Consider the following 18602-nt stretch of genomic DNA (forward strand, 5'->3'; position numbering starts at 1 on the left):
AGGGTTCCGTGCAGACCGCCCACCGCGCGACCGACGGCGCCGAACAGATCGTCGTTCTCTCGGCGAGGACCCCCGGGCAGCTCCGGGCGTCCGCCGACCAGCTGGCCGGATACCTCGACCGCCACCCGGACGCCGACCTCGCCGACCTGGCCTTCACACTCCAGGTCGAACGGGAGGCGATGGCCGCGCGGTACGCCGTGGTGGTGTCGTCCGTCGTGGAGCTGAGGACCCGACTGCGGGCCGGCCCCGGGCACCGGGATCCGGCCCTGGCCCCCGAGGGGCCGCTGGCGGAGATCGCGGGCGACCGCGACCTGAAGGACGAGCTGGTACGACGGTGGAGCGCCGCGGGCAAGCTGTCCCGGCTCGCGAGGCTGTGGGAGTCCGGCGCTGACGTGCACTGGGAGCACCTGCACCGGGGAGCGCCGCGCCGGGTGGTACCGCTGCCGGTGTACTCCCTCCCGGGGGACGGGAGGGAGCGGCGCGACGGCCCGCCCCGGTGGTGGAACCTCTCGCGCGGCCAGCTCGCCATGTACCGCGACGAGCGGCGCTGGTCGGAGTCCGGGGCGTACAACCTGCCGCTCCTCTTCGAGATCCACGGTGATCTGGACGAGGCGGCCCTGGAGCGGGCGGTTCGCGCCCAGGCGGAGATCCATCCGGTGCTGAGCGCGGCCGTTCGGGAGCGGGACGACGTGCCGTACCTTGACCTCGACCCGGCCAGAGTGCCGTCGTTCGACCGGGTCGCCGTCCCGGCCGCCTCGCGCGAGGAACTGCTGACCGCGCTGCGGGACCTGGTCGACGTCCCTTTCGATCTGGCGGAGGGCCCGCTCGTCCGGACGCACCTGGTCCTCCTCACCGGAGGACGGCGTCTGCTGCTGATCACAGCGCACCACATCCTGCTAGACGGCACGTCGACCGCGGTTCTGGTCCGTACACTGAAAGAGGCGTACCGAGGCGAAGGAAGAGGTGAACAAGCGGCCTCCTACAACGACTTCGTGGCCTGGGAGGAGGCGCTCTTGGCCGGCCCGAGGGCACTGCGGCACCGGGATCACTGGGTCCGGGAGCTGACCGGACCGCGACCTGCACTCGCCCTGCCCTTCGACCGTCCGCCGGACCAGGGGCGGATGCCCCGCGTCGATGTGGTGACGCTGATGGTGCCGCCGGAGCGGGCCGCCGCACTGGCCGGCACCGCGAGGGCGCACCGGGTCAGCGAAGCCACCGTGCTGTTCGCGACGTACGTGCTGCTCCTGCACCGGCTGACCGGGCAGGACGACATGATCCTGGGCATGACCGCCGCCGCCCGCTACGAGCAGCGCTTCCACGACGTCGTCGGCCAGTTCGCGAATTGCCTGCCGCTCCGCTGCCGGGTCACCGGTGGCCTCACCGAACTGCTCGGATCGCTGCGGCGCGGGTTGGTCGCCGGAATCGAGCACGGTGCGTTTCCTCTGCCGGAGATCGCCCGAGCGCTCGGAGCGGAGGAAGAGCCACTGGTCATGACGAACTTCCTCTTCCAGAACTTCGAGGGTGCGGAAGTCCTCACCCAGGAAACATGGGCCGATCGGGGCGCCTGGGAACTGCGGCCTTTCGATGATCTGCCGTATGCCGGAGAGTTCGCCCTCTCCGGGGAGATCTATCGGGCGGGGGAGGGGTACAAGGCATTTCTCAAGTACGACACGAACGTATTCGATCGGGCCACCGCACGAGGCATGGCGGACATCTGGGACGCGGTCATCCGGAACGTGTCCCGGGGAGACGAGGGGGTACGGGCGCGGTAGTGGCGCCCTTCCGTCCCACGGTGCCTCGGGCCCGGTGGCACAGCGCTCCACCGGCACCTTCGGCACCACTGTCCCTCAGACCAGGGTCCGCAGGACGGACGGGTCGTAGGGGACGGCCCGGTCCAGCTCACCTCGGAGCGCCAGCGCCGCCCAGTCCGGGTTGGCCAGCAACGACCGGCCCACGGCGACCAGGTCGAACTCGTCGCGTTCCAAGCGGGCCACCAGCTCGTCGATGCCGGTCGCGCCGGACGGTCCGGTGAAGCCCTGGGTGAAGTCTCCCTCGCCGTACTGCTGGGCCATCCCGACCGAGCCGACTGTCACGGTGGGCCTGTCGGTGAGCTTGCGTATCCAGCCGGCCAGGTTGAGGGTGCTGTCGCTGTCCTCGAACTCCGGCAGCCAGTAGCGCCGGGTCGAGGCGTGGAACACGTCGACACCGGCCGAGGCCAGGGGCTCCAGCAGCAGACGCAGCTCGTCCGGGCTCGCCGCGGTGCGGGCCCCGTACTCCCCGAGCTTCCACTGGGAGAAGCGGAAGAAGACAGGGAACCCCGGACCGACGGCTGCGCGGACCGCCCGCACGACCTCGGCGCCGAACCGGGCCCGGGAGGCCGGGTCGCCGCCGTAGCGGTCGGTGCGCCGGTTGGTCCCGGTCCACAGGAAGTCGTCGATCAGATAGCCGTGCGCGCCATGCAGTTCGACCCCGTCGAACCCCAGCCGCGCGGCGTGCGCGGCGGCCTCCGCGAACGCCTCCACCGCGGCGTCGATGTCCTTCCGCGTCATGGCCCGTCCCGCCGGGGCGCCGTCCAGACCGATCCCGGATGGGCCCTCGGCGGGCGGATCGGTCGCGGTGCGCGCCGCCCCCGTGTGCCACAGCTGCGGAATGATCCGGCCGCCCTCCTCGTGCACCCGGCGCAGCACATGGGCCCAGCCGGCGAGGGCCTGCTCGCCGTGGAACTCGGGCACACCGTCGTACGCGGGGGCTGCGGGGTGGCCGATATAGGTGCCCTCGGTGATGATCAGCCCGACGCGGTGGGCCGCCCGGCGCGCGTAGTACTCCGCCACGTCCGGGCCGGGCACGCCGCCGGGGGAGGCCGTCCTCGTCATCGGGGCCATCACGATCCGGTTGGGGAGCGTGAGGCTGCCCACGGTGAACGGTTCATCCAGACTGGCCATGATGTCCTCCCGAGTCGCGGGAGCCGTCGACACGGCTTCCCGCACGTTTATTGGTTGCCTGTTCGGCGGTGAATTCTCAGGCGATGCGGGGAATGGTCCGGCCGCCCGGCGATTGTGCATGAAAAACGTCGTCGTTGACCACCGTGCCGCTGTATTGCGAAAGGCGATCCATTGCATCGGAACAATGAATTTGACCGTGTCGACCGGACCATGGATATTTGGGCCGGTGGAACAGCTTCGCCCTGGCAACGGAGCGCAACGCCCAGTCCATTTCGCTTGTATGACGGACCGTGAGGGAAAGTGGTGGAGCCCCATGGCGACGGAGAGCAGCCGCGTCCCCGGAACGTCCGGTGAGCTGGCGGGACGACGGGCCGTGGTCACCGGCGGCAGCCGCGGGATCGGCGCCGCCGTCGTGCGCAACCTGCTCGACGCTGGCGCGACCGTCGTCACCTCGGCCCGCAGCGAGAACCCGCACACACCGCCCGGCGCCGCGTTCGTCACGGCCGACCTCAGCACTCCCGACGGCGTGCGGGGCTTCGCCGACACCGCGCTGGAGCTGCTGGGCGGCGTGGACATCATCGTCAACAACGCCGGCGGATGCCGCTCGTTCCAGAGCGTGCTGGAGCTGGAGAACGACTGGCAGTACACGATGGATATCAACTTCCTCGCCGCCGTCCGGCTCAACGCGGCCCTCGTGCCCGACATGCGCGAGAGCGGCGGCGCCATCATCCACGTGTCGTCGATCGCGACTGTCGCGGCCTACCCAAACCTCCTGCACTACGCCGCCGCCAAGTCCGCGCTGGAGACGTACAGCAAGGGCCTTTCCGCCGAGCTGGCGCCGGACGGCATCCGGGTCGTCTCCGTCTGCCTGGGCAACGTGGAGACACCGGCGTCGGAGATCGCCCGCACCCGGATCGTCGAACACCACGGCGGCGACCCCGACGACCTCACCGGACAATGGGCCGCCGAGATCCCGCTCGGGCGGCTCGGCGACCCGGAGGACATCGCCGACGCGGTGGGCTTCCTGGTCTCCCCCCGCGCCTCCTGGATCACCGGGAGCAACGTCGTCATCGACGGCGGGAAGACCGCGAGCCTGTGCTGAGGCCCGGCGACTGCGCCCGTGAAGCCCCCGGCGCCGGACGGCGCACCGCCGAACTCCCCGCGGCCCGACCGCTCGGCAGACCGGAAAGGACGGACACGATGACCGCCGCAGGACACGAGATACGGGCCTACCCGTTCGGTCCGGTGGACCGGCTCGACCTGGACCCCATGCTGTTCGAGGTCTGCGGCGAGCACCCCGTGCTCCGGGTGCGCCTGCCCTTCGGGGGCGACGGCTGGCTCGTCACCCGGTACGCCGATGTCAGGACGGTCCTGTCGGACCCCCGCTTCAGCCGCGCCGCCGCCGCGGGCGCCGATGTACCCCGCACTGTCGCCGTCGCCCCGCCGCCGACCTCCATCATGGGCATGGACCCGCCGGACCACAGCCGACTGCGACGCCGGGTGATGCGCGCGTTCACCGTACGCAGCATCGACGCGCTCCGCCCGCGCATCGAGGAGATCGTGAACGGTCTGGTCGATGCCATGACGGAAGGGGGCGGCCCGGCCGACCTGGCGGCGGTCCTCACGTGGCCGCTGCCGATCACGGTGATCTGCGAGATGCTCGGCGTGCCGCCCGCCGACCAGGACCGGTTCACCGAGTGGGTGGACGGACTGCTGATCCTCGACGCCCCCGAGCAGTCCGCACACGCCCGCCGGCAGCTCGGAGACTACCTCGCGGAGCTGATCGCGCAGCGCAGCGCCGCGCCCACCGACGACCTCCTGGGCGAGCTGGCCGCCGACAGCGGGAAGGACCCGCTCAGCGAGGAGGAACTGGTCAGCCTGGGCGTCAGCCTGCTCTCCGCCGGCCAGGAGGCCACCGCCAATCAGATCGGCAACTTCGTCTACACCCTGCTGACCCGGCCCGCCCTCTGGCGGCAACTCGTCGCCGATCCCTCGCTCATCCCCCAAGCGGTCGAGGAACTCTCCCGGTTCATCCCGATCAGCGCCACCGCCGGCTTCACCCGCGTCGCCACCGAGGACCTCGAACTGGGCGGGCAGCTCATCCGGGCCGGCGACGCGGTGGTGGCCGAACTCGGGATGGCCAACCACGACTCCGAGGTGTTCGACCGGCCCGAGGAGATCGACTTCCACCGCGACCAGATCCCGCACGTCACCTTCGGATACGGCATCCACCACTGCCTCGGCGCGCAACTGGCCAGGGTCGAACTGCGCGTCGTCCTCGAAATCCTCGTCACCCGCCTGCCCGGTCTGCGCCTCGCTGTCCCTGCGGACCAGCTGGCGTGGCGGACCGAACGCCTCATCCGCGGCGTGGCCGCGCTGCCGGTCTGCTGGTGACGTCCGCCGAGCCCCAGGGCTGACCGCCGGGCCGCCGCACACGCGCACCGCCCCGCTCACCCCGTACCACCCCACCACGGAACCGTCACCGGAGGATCCACCATGGCCGAACCGCTGGACGCCACCAACGCGGCGGCGCACGCTGCGGGCCAGGGGCTTGCCGAGGCCCTGGCCTCCGTCGACCCGGGCCGGGCGCTCGCCGAGGTCATGGCGTCCGTCTTGGAGAGCCACGGGGACCGGCCCGCCCTCGGCGAACGCGCCCGAGACCCCGCGACCGGGCGTCTCCTCCCGCGCTTCGACACCATCAGCTACCGCGAACTGTGGTCCCGCGTCCGCGCGCTGGCCGGCCGGTGGCACCACGATCCGGAGTATCCGCTGGGCCCCGGCGACCGGATCTGCACCCTCGGCTTCACCAGCACCGACTACGCGACGCTCGACCTGGCGTGCATCCACTTGGGGGCCGTGCCCGTGCCCCTGCAGTCCAACGCCCCCCTGTCCCAACTGGCGCCGATCGTGGCGGAGTCCGAGCCCACCGTGCTGGCCGCGAGCACCGACCGGCTGGACACCGCCGTCGACGTGGTCATCGCGTCGAGCACGATCCGGCGCCTCGTCCTCTTCGACCACGGCCCAGGGACCACCGGCCCTCGGGCGGCCCTGGCGGCGGCCCGGGAGTTGGCCGCGGCCGGGAGCCCGGTCATCGTCGACACACTGGCCGAGCTGATCGACCGGGGCAGTGCCCTGCCGCCCCCGCCCCTGTACACCGCGGCCCCGGGTGAGGATCCGCTCTCCCTGCTCATCTACACCTCCGGCAGCACCGGCGCGCCCAAGGGCGCCATGTACACCCAACGGCTCCTGGGCACCGCGTGGTACGGGTTCAGCTACGGGGCCGCCGACACCCCGGCGATCAGCGTCCTCTACCTGCCGCAGAGCCATCTCGCCGGCCGCTACGCGGTGATGGGCTCGCTCGTGAAGGGGGGCACCGGCTACTTCACGGCCGCCGGAGACCTGTCCACCCTGTTCGAGGACATCGCCCTGGTCCGCCCCACGGAGCTGACCATGGTCCCGCGCCTGTGCGACATGCTCCTCCAGCGCTACCGGAGCGAACTGGACCGCAGGGCCGCCGAGCCGGGCGACATCGAGGCAGCGGTCAGGAAGGAGCTGCGGGAGGATTTCCTGGGCGGGCGGGTCGCCAAGGCGTTCGTCGGCACCGCCCCGCTCTCCGCCGAACTCGCGGCGTTCGTCGAGTCCGTTCTCGGCTTCCACCTCTACACCGGCTACGGCTCCAGCGAAGCGGGCGGAGTGCTGCTGGACACCGTGGTCCAGCGCCCTCCGGTCACCGACTACAAGCTGGTGGACGTCCCCGAACTGGGCTACTACGCGACCGACCTGCCGTATCCGCGCGGCGAACTGCTGCTGAAGTCGAACACGCTCATTCCCGGCTACTACCGGCGTCCCGACCTCACCGCCAGGATCTTCGACGCGGACGGTTACTACCGCACCGGTGACGTCTTCGCCGAGACCGGACCCGACCGGCTGGTCTATGTCGACCGCACGAAGGACACCCTGAAGCTGTCCCAGGGAGAGTTCGTGACCGTGTCCCGCCTGGAGACGGTGCTTCTCGGCAGCCCCCTCGTCCAGCACCTCTACCTGTACGGCAACAGCGAGCGCGCCTACCTGGTCGCGGTGGTGGTGCCCACCCCGGCCGCGCTGGCCGAATGCGGCGGGGACACCGAAGCGCTCAGGCCACTGCTCATGGAGTCGCTCCGGAGCGTCGCGAAGGAGGCCGGACTCAACTCGTACGAGATCCCCCGCGGCATCCTCGTCGAGACCGAGCCCTTCAGCCCCGAGAACGGCCTCTTCACCGAGAGCCACAAACTGCTGCGCCCCCGACTCAAGGAGCGCTACGGGCCCGCTCTCGAGCTGCTGTACGACCGACTCGCCGACGGACAGGAGCGTCGGCTGGGCGAACTGCGGCGCACCGGCGCGGACGGGCCGGTGGAGGAGACAGTCGTCCGGGCCGCCCAGGCCCTGCTGGGATGCCCGAACGCCGGTCTCCGCCCCGGCGCGCACTTCACCGACCTCGGCGGGGACTCCCTCTCAGCCCTGTCGTTCTCCGAGTTGTTGAAGGAGGTCTTCCACGTCGACGTCCCGGTCGGCGCGATCATCAGCCCGGCCAACGACCTGGCGGAGTTGGCGCGGTACATCGGAGCAGCGCGCCGCCAGGTCGGGACGCGTCGGCCCACGTTTGCCTCCGTGCACGGGGAGCACCGCCCCGAAGTCCGCGCCCGGGACCTCACCCTGGAGAAATTCCTCGACGCGCCCACGCTCAGCGCCGCTCCGCCGCGGCCCCGCACCGACGGCGCCGTCCGAACGGTCCTGCTGACCGGGGCCACCGGCTACCTTGGACGGTTCCTCTGCCTGGAGTGGCTGGAGCGGCTGGCGTCCTCGGGCGGACGGCTGGTCTGCCTCGTCCGCGGCAGCGACGCGACCGTCGCCGCGAAACGGCTGGCGAGAGCCTTCGACAGCGGCGACGCCGCCCTGCTCAGGCGCTACCGGAAGGCGGCCGACAAGACCCTGGAGGTGCTCGCGGGGGACATCGGCGAATCGCGGCTGGGCCTGACGGAGGACACCTGGCGGGAACTGGCCGACACTGTGGACCTGATCGTCCACCCGGCAGCGCTGGTCAACCACCTGCTGCCGTACAGGGAACTGTTCGGCCCCAACGTCGTCGGCACCGCCGAAGTGATCCGGCTGGCGCTCACCGCGCGGCTGAAGCCCGTCACCTACGTATCGACCGTCGCCGTCTGCCTCGGAACCCCGGCCGAGACCGCCGACGAGGACGCCGACATCCGAACCACCAGCCCGGTACGGACCATCGGCCACGGATACGCCGACGGATACACGACCAGCAAATGGGCCGGGGAGGTCCTGCTCCGGGAGGCGCACGAGCGGTACGGTCTGCCGGTCACCGTCTTCCGGTCCGACATCGTCCTGGCACACAGCGTCTACTCCGGGCAGGTCAACGTGCCCGACGTCCTCACCCGCCTCCTGTTCAGCCTGGTCGCCACGGGGATCGCGCCCGGCTCGTTCTACCGGGCGGGGGCCCGTGCGCACTACGACGGCCTGCCGGTCGACTTCACGGCCGAGGCGGTCGTCGCACTCGGCGCACCCCCCACCGAGGGCCACCGGACCTTCAACGCGGTGAACCCGCACGACGACGGAGTCTCCCTGGACACCTTCGTCGACTGGCTCATCGAGGCCGGCCACCCGATCCGGCGCATCGATGACCACGGTGCCTGGCTGACCCGCTTCACCGCTGCGCTCCGAGCCCTGCCGGAGAAGCACCGACAGCACTCGCTGCTCCCGCTGCTCGGTGCCCACGCGGAACCTGGCGAAGGGGTCCTGGGCTCGCTGCTCCCCGCCGGGCGCTTCCACGCCGCCGTGCGGGCGGCGAAGATCGGCCCGGAGCACGACATTCCCCGGGTGTCGCCGGCCCTCATCCGCAAGTACGTCAGCGATCTGCGCGCACTCGGCCTCCTCTCCCGCCCCTGACCGGGGCGCGACCGGCTGCCGGCAGCGCCACACGTCACCACATCAGGAAGGGGAACCGCCATGGCGCACGACATCGACGACCGGGTGAATCTGTTTCTGCGGAGTCTGGAGGCGTTCGACTTCACCGCTGCCCGGACGATGTGCACCGAGGACGCCACGGTGCGGCAGAACGACGGCCGAGGCGAGCAGCCGATCGGGGAGAGCCTGGACCGGCTCAGATCCTTCACCGCGGACGCCGACTCGCTGAGCTACGACGTGCTCCGCCGGTTCCGCAACCCCGACGAGGTGCTCCAGCAGCATGTGCTCCACCTGGTCGGGAACGACGGGTCCCGCAGCGATGTCCACGCCGCGGTCTACTTCCGGTTCCAAGACGGTCTCATCGACCGGATCGAGGAGTACGTCTACGCCGAACCGGTTCTGACGCGGCCCCGGACACGGGACCCGGCGTAGTCCTCCAGCCCGGCGCAGGTCGAGGTCGCGCGGGCGAAGCTGTGTCGGGACGACGGAATCAGCGTTGTCGAGCGCAGCCGTCTGCACGAGACGAACGTCCCTGGCCATCCTGCCCCGGAGCTTTAGCTTGACTCTGTCGGGGATCTTGAGGCTTCCCGGCGGGGCAGCATGATCAACGGGCATGCTCGGCTCTGTTCGAGGACCGATGCAGTTGTCGAGGTGCCCGTTGTCGCTCCACGCCCGTTCTGGTGAGCAAGTCCCCTCTCTGACCGTGCAGATGGCGAGAGCGAGCAATCCGAACGGCACGACGGCGATGTGGGTGAGAGACCATCTGGGCGGGCTGTGGCGGGACGAGGACTTCGCCGACTGGTACTCGCGCGACGGCCGCCCGGGGCTCTCGCCCGCCCAGCTGGCCACCGTCTGTGTACTGCAGTTCCTGCTCGGTCTGTCGGACCGGCAGGCGGCCGAGGCGGTCCGCTGCCGCATCGATTTCAAGTACGCGCTGGCCATGGAACTGGACGATCCCGGCTTCCACCACAGCGTGCTGGCCGACTTCCGCGAACGTCTCACCGAGGGCGGCCGAGCCGACCGTCTCCTCGACCTCGCGCTCGCGCGCCTGAAGGAGGCCGGTCTCGTCCGCGAGCGCACCACCCAGCGCACGGACTCGACCCATGTTCTGGCCGCGGTGCGCGACCTGACCCGGCTGGAACTGGTCACCGAGGCGGTCCGCGCCGCGCTGGAAGAGCTGGCCCGCACCGCCCCGCACCTGCTGGACGGCGTGATCGACGAAGAATGGGGACGCCGCTACGGCCGCCCGGTCCGCTTGGGCAAGAACCCCACCCGTCCCAAGACCAGGATCCTTGCCACAGGCGGCGATGCCGTCCGGCTGCTGGAGCACGTCGGGGAGCACGGGACGGACCGCCTGTCCGGTCCCCGGGTCCAGGCCCTGCGGCAGATCATGGTGCAGAACTACTACCGCGACGGGGCCGGCCGCCTGCGCTGGCGCACCGCCGAGGACGGCGGCCTGCCGCCCTCGGCCGTCGCGGTCGTCTCGCCCTACGATGCGACGGCCCGCTACGCGCGCCGCGGACATGTCACCCGTTGGAAAGGGTTCGTCGCGCATCTCGCCGAGACCTGTGATCCTGACGGCGTCAACGTGATCACAGATGTGGCCACCACCGACGCCACCGGCTACGACGCGAAGGCCCTGCCCGGCATCCACACCCGGCCCCTTCACCGCGGACTGCTGCCCGCCGAGCATCTGGTCGACGGCGGCTACACCTCCCTGGTCCATCTGGAACAGGCAGCCCGCGAACACCAGGTCACGGTCACCGGACCGCTGCCGGTCAACACCACCCGTCAGAACCGCAGGAACAACGGCTTCGGCCGCGACGACTTCCACATCGACTTCGACCGCCGACAGGTCACCTGCCCGCAGGGCGAAACCAGCGCGGGATGGCACGGCCCCTACCCGACTTCCTCACCCACCGCGGCACCTCTGATCGTGGCACGGTTCACCAAGAGCCAGTGCCGTCCCTGCCCGGTCCGCACCCGCTGCACGACCACCACCGACAGCGCCCGGAGCGTGGGCTTCCCCCACGAGAACTGCGTGACTTGCAACTCCGCGTCCGTGCCGAGCAACAGACACCCGAATGGCAGGCCCGCTACGCGGTCCGCTCCGGAGTGGAAGGCACCATCAACGAGCTCGCTCACGGACACGGCATGCGCCGCTGCCGCTACAGGGGACAGCAGAAAGCCCACTTACAGCACGTGTTTACAGCCATCGCCGCGAACATCGAGCGCCTCAGCCGACGGCCGCCGACCGGAGAAGCACCTTCGTCCCGGCCGCCGACCGCCTTCCAGAACTTCCTGGACCACCATGGGATCCCCCGGCCGAGGTCTTGGCGGTCCGCCAGAGCCTGAGCAGACCACCAAGATCCCCGACAGAGTCAACTCTCGTAGGGAATCCCCTCGCCTGGTGACTACGGAGAGGCCAGGCAACGGGAAACAGGCCTTGCTACCAAGAGCGAGGGTGCCCAACAAAGGCTGTCGTCTTCGTGTGACCCGAGTGCCCGGTCACCGAAACCACAGCCACCGCACCGAAGGCCAGAGTTGCTGCCACCACTGTTGCCACCATGGCGCCGATCCGGATCTGCCTGCTCTGTCGCTTCATAATAGGGTTCTCCTGACCTCTGAAGGAATGGTGCTTCTTGATGCGCCCGCAGAAGATTACGAGGACGGTTAAATCCCGCCAGCGCTCAACCCGGCCGACGAAAAATGGCCGTCCCCCGGTCCCTCTCCGAGAGCGCGACCAGGACTGATTGCCTTATCGTTCGGTGATTATTGCTGCCCGCGACAGGCCACACCAATGCCGATTCCCAGAACCGTCATGCCGGTCGAGCATGACCGCATGACGTTATGGTTTTGCAGAGCATCGATCCCCCCGTAGTGGCGACGATCACCCTTCCGCCCCTGATATTTGTGGGTTGATCAGGCGGTTGGTCCCATTGCTCTGGGCGCTGCTGTCTACGGCGCAAGGAACGCGGCGATCTCAGACCACCACCGGTCGATGGGTTCGGCGGATTGTCGCACTCCGGGGATGGCGGATCTGCGTCCTACATGAGGAATTTCCGACTAGACTTGCTTAATTTGTCGCGGTTGACACAGATACGAGCCATACAGGGAAGGTTGTGCAGGCTCTCCTTGGTGCTCCACGCGGTCAGCAGTGTCTGTCCGGTCCTGCCTCGCTGAGCAGGGTGTTTCACATGCTCACGAACCGCCCGTAGCCGGGTGGCGGTCGGCGCCGCGTCGGCCGGTATCCGGGCGATGCTCTCGGTGAGCCAAGTCCTCGGTCACGCCGGCTCGCGGCATCCCCACGGGAGATCGTTGATCGCACCGATGACATGGAGAGGTCCATAGTGCCGCAAGGCGGTGGGGCAGAGTGCACGTTCCGTGCGATGGGCCGCCGCAGGCAGGCCGACGACAGCCAGGCAGGCCACCGCCAGAGTCATGGCGCGGGCCAGCTCCGGGCGCCGCTGGTCGGACCGGACCTGCACGGTCCGGGCGATCTCGTCGGCCACGTCGTCGAAGGCAGATCCGGGCAGCGGTCTTGGTCCGGTTGCGGCTGGAGCACCTCTCCGTGGCGCAGCTCCGCGCTGGAGGGCGTGTCGTCGGGGCGAGCGGTTCCTCTCCCAGACGTTGCAGGGTCCAGGTGGTGGAGTCGTCGCCTTGCTCGTCGGGCAGCTGCTGGCTGAGGGCGGACAGCAGTGCGGTGACGGTCGTGGCCACCGGAGGTGAGGTCGGCGCGGCGGCGAGGTCCTTCGGGGGTGGGCCGCCCGACGCCCGTGCCGGGGACGAACGGCGGGCGGGAGACGGATGCAGCGCCGGTCGTGGTGCTCCTGGGGGCGTGGCGATGTGGGCGGGGGCGGGCCACGGCGGAGGGGACGGCGGACGAGTATTCACGGCGGTGAGCGACCCGCTCGCGGCGGTGACACGAGACGGGATGTGGTCCAGCGCGGTGAGTGACCTGCTCACGGCGCTGGCCATGCCCGGTACGGACCAAGCCCGGGGAGGCAGGGCCCGGGGTTGGCCTTTACAGCGGTTCGTGAACCCAAGCTGTCGTCCGGTGCCATCGAAAAGTGTCGAAGCCACAGGGATCTCGCCTCGCCGGGGAACGTGTCTTCCTCCGTGGATTCGCAGAAGAGCAGGACCGGGGCTGCCCAGTCCCCGCATCCGGTGGATGATGGGGGGCTCGTCGCCGTTCAGCCGCTGCCAGGCGAGCAGCTGATGGACGCCGTGGGTCGGCGAAGAAGGCGAGGCGCGGGTAGTCCGGCCAGTGCAGGACCGCGAGCTGTCCGGTGATCGCGCGGGCCAAGTCCAGCCTGCTGGGTCCGTCTCCGGCGAACTCCACGGCGGTGGACCGGCGCAGCGGCATGTGGCTGACGTTCTGGTAGGCGTTGAGGACGCGGGGCAGGGAGATCACGCAAAGCGGTTCGAGGTCCTAGACCGCCTTGGTTTGCGGCGGCACGAGTTCCAGGGCGGCGCGCTGGGTACCGAGCCCGGGCCGGACGGCGGCGAAGTCGTCGTGGCTGGGCCTGCGCTCCCAGGTCCGCGGACCGGCCGCCCGGTGCCACAGGTCGTGCGGGTGGGGTGAACGATGTGCGCGGCGGCCCGCTGGGTCGCCGCGGCATGCCGGACCTGCGGGCGCACCTGATCGAGGTAGCGCAGATAGGCCCGGCGCTCGGTCAGCATCTGGGATTTGCGCTGAGTGCCGTTGTGGCCGAGCCGTCCCAGGCCCATGGCCATCATGGAGGCGCTCGTCATCCCGGACATGAGAGGGCTGCCGGTGCCGCTGTTGCCGATGGCGTACTTCAGCGTCGTCATCGTGCTGCCCAGCCCCATCGGCAGATGGGTGAGCAGCGATGTGACATCGGCGGTCGTGGGTTCACCCAGCATCGGGGGTTCGGCAAGTTCGAGGTTTCCCTGGGGCGTCTCGGGGACCGGCGACGCGCAGGCCCCGCCTGAACACCAGCTCGCTCATCTCGGTCCGGTCCCCCTCTGCTGTTCGGTACGTGCCGCGTCGACAGCCCCGTGAGGAATAGCAGACCTGCGAGCTGGCCCGGTACCGGCGGATGGGGGCGGAGCGGGCCCCGCTCAGTGTCCGTTCGGGCCTCCGGCTCCGTGGCTTCAGTCGAGGCCGGGGCCGAGCATGCGGCGGGAGAGTTCGGCGAACTGGTTCAGTTCGGGCATGGTCCGGTGCTGGGTGTAGGCCAGGGCGACCATGCGGGGGGCGACGCCTTCCAGCGTCAGGTAGGCGACGTCGTCACGGCGGTAGAAGCCGGCCATGCCGGCCGGCATGACGTAACACCCGGCTCCGGAGGCAACGCCCTCCAGGCATTCCTCGATCGTCACCGGGAACTGTCCAGTGTCCGGCTGTGGCAGGACCGGACGGTTCGGCACGCGCCCGCGCCATTCGGGGATGTCCCGCGGGTCCTGCAGCAAGGTCATGTCACGCAGGTCCTCGACATGCACCGCCTTGAGTTCCGCGAATGGATGCTCGCTGGACAGCGCGACCACACGGGACTCCGGGAAGAGAGGGACCACTTCGAACATGCCCTCCGGCAGGGGCATCCGGACGTAGCAGACGTCGACCCGCCCGTCGATCAGGAAGTCGACCTGGTCGGTGATCGTGGTGTGTACGACATCGATATCGAGTTGCGGCGCCATCCGGGCGAACTCCCGCACGATGGGGGTGACAACGATGCCTGGCATGAAGCCGATGGCGAAGCGGTTCACCTCCCGGTTCGCCATCCGCACCCGCTGCTGTACCGCCTGCGACATCGCCAGCATCGGCCGGGCGTCCTCCAGCAACTGGTGGCCCGCCCGCGTGAGAATGGTGCCTTGCCGGTCCCGCTGGAAGAGGACCAGGCCCAGGTCCTCCTCCAGCGCCCGGATCTGGCGGCTGAGCGCCGGCTGGGTCATGTAAAGGCGATTCGCCGCTCGCACGAAGCTGCACTCCTCGGCCACGGCCACGAAGTAGCGCACCCGGCGCATGTCGAGGTCCATGAGGCTCATCGTAGCCGCGGCCACGACGGCATATGCCGAAAGACTTCAGAATCGAATAGACAGGCCTGGTTGTGGTCGCCCCCGAAGATCCACCATGGGCAGACCGGGATTAGCCGGAACGGCTCCAGCCGCCAGGGGAGTTGCACGCTGAGCACGCAAGGGCAGCTGGGTGTGCGCTGGGAAACGGAAGGTGTCCATTTTGGGGTATCTGTCGTGCGTTCATCGTCAAGGAACTCAGTGCCGCACGGTCGGACGCCAGTCCATGTGAACTCCGCTGCGAAGTGCGGTTGTGCGGCAGAGAATTGGTCTGCTCGACGACACTGCGCCGTTCGTCGTCGGCTGGTGCGTGGCATGTCCGTACCGTATGTGCGCGCGACGTGGCGCGCGTCTCGGTACAAGTCGATCCCGAGACTGCTGACAAAGTCCGCGTCAGCTGGTCACTGTCGCATCGCGGTCCCATCGGAGTGGACGCGTCCAGGCCAAGGACTTCCTGCCTCAGCTGCCTCTGGCGAACTCTTCTAAACTCCCCGACGCGGTGGCCCGCCGGGTCTTCGGTCCGCTGACGAGCGACCCAGTTCAGGCAGACAGAGGCACCGCCGGTGCGCGCCAAGGGATATACCACGCCCCCCGGTGCGCACCGAAGGTGCGACGAGTTGCTGACCTGCCTCTTGTCTCGTGACGGGGACGGGATGCATTCATACATGCGTTAGACCATCCGGCATGAGCGAGACCTTTCAGAGGATCAGGTAGAGAGCGAGCAGGGTGGCGCCGGTGACCATGACGTAGACCTCGAAGACGCCGCGCAGGGCCGTTGGGGCATGGCGCAACTCCATGAAGTGCAGGCCGGCCAGGCGTACCTTGATCAGCGCGATCGCCACGACCGCGCAGCCGATCGCGGTCGACGTGCTGCCTTCGATGCCCAGCAGCCAGCTCGACAGCGTGGCCAGGACGAGTGCCGGAAAGACACATGTGTCACGCCACCAGGTAGAAGAGCGGGAAGAGGACGAGCCAGAGCAGGTCCACCATGTGCCAGTACGCGGCCGCCCCCTCGGCGACCAGCAGGTGGCCCCGGCTCAACGCCGGCCGACGGGACAGGACGATGAGGACCGTCAGCGCGCCTATCCCGATCGCCAGGTGGGCCAGATGGATACCGGTGAACACGAAGTAGTACATGAAGAAGTCGTTGCTGGTCGGTGTATGTCCGTCGTGGATCACGAGCGCGTATTCGGAGCCCTTGACGGCGGCGAACGCGAGCGCGCACAGGAGCGCCCACGGCAGTGTGCGTGTGGGTCTTCCGGATCGCAGGTGCCGCCCCGCGAGCCACGAGCGCCGAGGCGGTCAGCAGGAGCAGTGTGTTCAGGAGTCCCAGGTCTGGATGGTGGGCTTGCTGAGAAGCTCGGAACATCATCGGGTGCCGGCCGTGCAGTACCGCGATGAAGCCGAAGAACACCGAGAGCATGATCATGTCGCCGAGGAGGAAGAACCAGAGACCGGGCTCGCCGGGGATGTGGCGGTGGTGCTGGGGCGCCGGCTGCTCGGTCCGGGCCGCGGTGGCGGTCATGCCGCGGGTTCGAGGACGGCCGGGGCTCCGTCGTCGTCCAGCCGGCTCGCGGCCCGCACCATCAGGTACGTCATGGCGAGGAACCAGGCGCCGAAGGCGCCGGCTGCGACCCAGAACGAGAGGATGCCGTTCCAGGCGAAGGGGCCAGGGCCAGTCTTGAAGAAGGTCAGCAGCATGCTGGGCAGGAAGAGGAAGGCCATCCAGAAGCTCAGGTACGCGGACCAGCGGGGCAGGAGCGGCGTGGGGCGCTTGTCGGCCAGGATCGCTACTCCGACCACGGTGGCCTGCCCGATGGCCGGAAAGGCGTTCATGACCAGGGTGATCCAGGCCAGGTGTTGAGCGCCATTGTGATGTCGGGTGAGCGGTCCGGCCGGTAGGCGGTCGCGGTGAAGATCAGGACCGGTACGAAGATCGCGGCCACGTTCGCGGCACCACAGACGAGTTGTATGGCAGCCAGCGGCTCCAGCCGTGAGTCGATACGCCGGATCAGGCTCGACAGCGCTGCGACGAAGGGTGCGGTCGCCACGGCGCCGACGAGCATGACCACGAGGCCGGCACGGATCGAGTTGGCGTGGTCCAAGACCGCGGCCCAGGAGTACGCGACCCAGGCGAAGGACGCCAAGGACCGCGCCGACACCGCGGACGCCACCGCCACCGCCAAGCGCGAGGCGGCCGAGACGGCCCGGGACAAGGCCAAGGAATCGCGCGACGACGCCTGGGATGCGGAACAGAAAGCCGACGCAGCCCGCGCCATGGCCGACGCCAAGGAGGCCTACGCCCAGGCGTCGCAGTCCGAGGACAACGCCCAGGCAGCCCGGCAGGCCGCCAACGAGGCCGCCGCCGACGACGCGGAAACAGCCGCCGCCCACGCCCGCTCCGAGGCGGCGGCCAAACGCGCCCGCGCCGACGCTGACGCCGCCCAGGCCGCCAAGCTGACGGCCGACGCGGCGGTACGCACCGCCACCAGCGCGGCCGCCGACGCCATCGCCGCCTCCAAGACCACCGCCACCGCCGCCCGCGCGGCGGTGAAACTGGCCGACGAGGCCGAACAGCACGCCACGGACGCCAGGACCCAGGCCGATGCGGCCAAGGCCGAGGCGGCCACCGCCATCACCGGCGCCAACGAGGCCGCCGGACACGCCTACACCACCGCCCAGGCCGCCGTCGCCGCCGGCAACGCCGCCGCCCAGGTCGCCGACCCCGCCAACGACGCCATCCAGCTCGGCTCCCCCTACCTCACCACCGACTCCGCCGCCGGCCTCGCCGTCCTGACCGGCCAGTCCTCCAAAACGGTCGCCGAACAGCAACTCGCCGTCGCCCAGGCCCACGCCGCCCACGCCCAGCAGGCAGCCGCCCAGGCCACCAGCACCGCCAACGCCGCCACCAGCACCGCCAACGCCGCCACCGGCGACGCCAAGGCCGCCTACACCCTGGCCGCCGACGCCCGCAACAGCGCCAAGGAAGCCCTCGGCTACGCCGCCCAGGCCGCCGACTACGCCGCCCAGGCCACCCGGTCCCTGCAACGCACCATCGGCTACGACCAACAAGCCGCCCAGGACGCGACAGCCGCGGACAAAGCAGCGGGCCGGGCCGAGGGCTACGCCGCCGACGCCCGTGAATCCGCCGACACCGCCGCCCTGGACGCCGAGGCCGCCCGCAGCGCCGCGGTCGAAGCGGAGGAAGCAGCCAAGGACGCCCGTGACGCCGCCGACCACGCCGCAACCGAAGCCGCAGCCGCCGAGCAGGCCGCCAAGGACGCCCAGGCCTACGCCGAATCCGCCCAGCAAGCAGCCGAGGAAGCAGCCTGCAAGCAGGCCAATCAGCAAGTAGCGACCGGTGCCGGCACGGGCGTGGCGAACACCTTCTACGTCGTCGACAAGATCGACCCGATCGGAGACCCGCACCAGGACAACGACTGCGTCATCGACGTCGGCTTCGGCGGCTGCACCGTGCAGTTCACCCTGCACTTCAACGCCACCGTCAGCTTTTACGTGTGTACCAACCCCGACGTGCCCGCGACGGTGTCCGGCTGTCCTCAGGAGGACACGGTGTTCGTGGGAACGAACACCGTGTCCTCCTGTCGCAGCAGATCAGCCGCTACTTCACCAAGCTGGAACTGATCGAGGGCATCGCCATCA

The 18602-nt window shown here is 69.8% G+C and carries 15 protein-coding genes and 2 pseudogenes; 8 read left to right on the top strand and 9 right to left on the bottom strand.

Annotated features, from left to right (window positions below; all coding sequences use genetic code 11):
* Positions 1–8 precede the first annotated feature (8 nt).
* Entirely contained in the window at positions 9–1772 is a 1764-nt protein-coding gene (locus tag ACWEKM_RS19345; RefSeq protein ID WP_451622391.1) for a condensation domain-containing protein, read from the top strand.
* Positions 1773–1847: 75 nt separating this feature from the next.
* On the opposite strand, the gene ACWEKM_RS19350 is transcribed toward ACWEKM_RS19345, so the two are convergent.
* Both ACWEKM_RS19350 and ACWEKM_RS19355 read right to left on the bottom strand, forming a co-directional pair.
* The gene (locus ACWEKM_RS19350; protein WP_451622392.1) at positions 1848–2942 is read right to left on the bottom strand and encodes an NADH:flavin oxidoreductase; all 1095 of its coding nucleotides are present in this window, start codon (positions 2940–2942) and stop codon (positions 1848–1850) included.
* Positions 2943–3018: 76 nt separating this feature from the next.
* Positions 3019–3213, bottom strand: a complete 195-nt coding sequence (locus ACWEKM_RS19355; RefSeq protein WP_451622393.1) for a hypothetical protein — start codon at positions 3211–3213, stop codon at positions 3019–3021.
* Between the two features lie 42 nt (positions 3214–3255).
* Here ACWEKM_RS19355 and ACWEKM_RS19360 point away from each other — a divergent pair, with 42 nt between their 5' ends.
* The 6 genes and pseudogenes from ACWEKM_RS19360 to ACWEKM_RS19385 all read left to right on the top strand — a co-directional run bounded on the left by ACWEKM_RS19360 (position 3256) and on the right by ACWEKM_RS19385 (position 11261).
* Positions 3256–4044 (top strand): SDR family oxidoreductase, encoded by a 789-nt coding sequence (locus tag ACWEKM_RS19360; RefSeq protein WP_451622394.1) that lies wholly within the window; start codon positions 3256–3258, stop codon positions 4042–4044.
* A gap of 98 nt (positions 4045–4142) precedes the next feature.
* Positions 4143–5336 (top strand): cytochrome P450, encoded by a 1194-nt coding sequence (locus tag ACWEKM_RS19365; RefSeq protein ID WP_451622395.1) that lies wholly within the window; start codon positions 4143–4145, stop codon positions 5334–5336.
* A 102-nt stretch (positions 5337–5438) separates the two neighbouring features.
* Positions 5439–8888, top strand: a complete 3450-nt coding sequence (gene car, locus ACWEKM_RS19370) for a carboxylic acid reductase (protein ID WP_451622396.1) — start codon at positions 5439–5441, stop codon at positions 8886–8888.
* A gap of 60 nt (positions 8889–8948) precedes the next feature.
* Positions 8949–9338 carry a nuclear transport factor 2 family protein gene (locus ACWEKM_RS19375; RefSeq protein ID WP_451622397.1) on the top strand — a complete coding sequence of 130 codons (390 nt, stop codon included), beginning with the start codon at positions 8949–8951 and terminating at the stop codon, positions 9336–9338.
* A gap of 313 nt (positions 9339–9651) precedes the next feature.
* Positions 9652–9876: pseudogene (locus ACWEKM_RS19380) on the top strand (transposase); the annotation flags it as partial.
* Positions 9877–10793: 917 nt separating this feature from the next.
* Positions 10794–11261 carry a transposase gene (locus ACWEKM_RS19385; RefSeq protein WP_451622416.1) on the top strand — a complete coding sequence of 156 codons (468 nt, stop codon included), beginning with the start codon at positions 10794–10796 and terminating at the stop codon, positions 11259–11261.
* A gap of 929 nt (positions 11262–12190) precedes the next feature.
* Here ACWEKM_RS19385 and ACWEKM_RS19390 read toward each other — a convergent pair.
* The 7 genes and pseudogenes from ACWEKM_RS19390 to ACWEKM_RS19420 form a co-directional block, all read right to left on the bottom strand.
* Positions 12191–12418: a hypothetical protein gene (locus tag ACWEKM_RS19390; protein WP_451622398.1), complete on the bottom strand. Its 228-nt coding sequence runs from the start codon at positions 12416–12418 to the stop codon at positions 12191–12193.
* An 898-nt stretch (positions 12419–13316) separates the two neighbouring features.
* The gene (locus ACWEKM_RS19395) at positions 13317–13793 is read right to left on the bottom strand and encodes a hypothetical protein (protein ID WP_451622399.1); all 477 of its coding nucleotides are present in this window, start codon (positions 13791–13793) and stop codon (positions 13317–13319) included.
* 231 nt (positions 13794–14024) lie between these two features.
* Complete coding sequence (locus ACWEKM_RS19400; RefSeq protein ID WP_451622400.1) at positions 14025–14903, bottom strand: LysR family transcriptional regulator; 879 nt, start codon at positions 14901–14903, stop codon at positions 14025–14027.
* 734 nt (positions 14904–15637) lie between these two features.
* Positions 15638–15859, bottom strand: a pseudogene (locus ACWEKM_RS19405) (cytochrome C oxidase subunit IV family protein); the annotation flags it as partial.
* 16 nt (positions 15860–15875) lie between these two features.
* Positions 15876–16208 (bottom strand): cytochrome c oxidase subunit 3, encoded by a 333-nt coding sequence (locus ACWEKM_RS19410; protein ID WP_451622417.1) that lies wholly within the window; start codon positions 16206–16208, stop codon positions 15876–15878.
* A gap of 252 nt (positions 16209–16460) precedes the next feature.
* Positions 16461–16775 carry a hypothetical protein gene (locus ACWEKM_RS19415; protein ID WP_451622401.1) on the bottom strand — a complete coding sequence of 105 codons (315 nt, stop codon included), beginning with the start codon at positions 16773–16775 and terminating at the stop codon, positions 16461–16463.
* On the bottom strand, positions 16772–16990 hold the full coding sequence (locus ACWEKM_RS19420; protein WP_451622402.1) for a hypothetical protein: 219 nt from the start codon (positions 16988–16990) through the stop codon (positions 16772–16774). The genes ACWEKM_RS19415 and ACWEKM_RS19420 overlap by 4 nt, the downstream gene beginning before the upstream one ends.
* Positions 16991–17003: 13 nt before the next feature.
* Here ACWEKM_RS19420 and ACWEKM_RS19425 point away from each other — a divergent pair, with 13 nt between their 5' ends.
* Positions 17004–18584, top strand: coding sequence for a hypothetical protein (locus ACWEKM_RS19425; RefSeq protein WP_451622403.1), 1581 nt, complete (start codon positions 17004–17006; stop codon positions 18582–18584).
* Positions 18585–18602: the final 18 nt, after the last annotated feature.

The sequence above is a fragment of the Streptomyces sp. NPDC004752 genome, assembly GCF_053601275.1.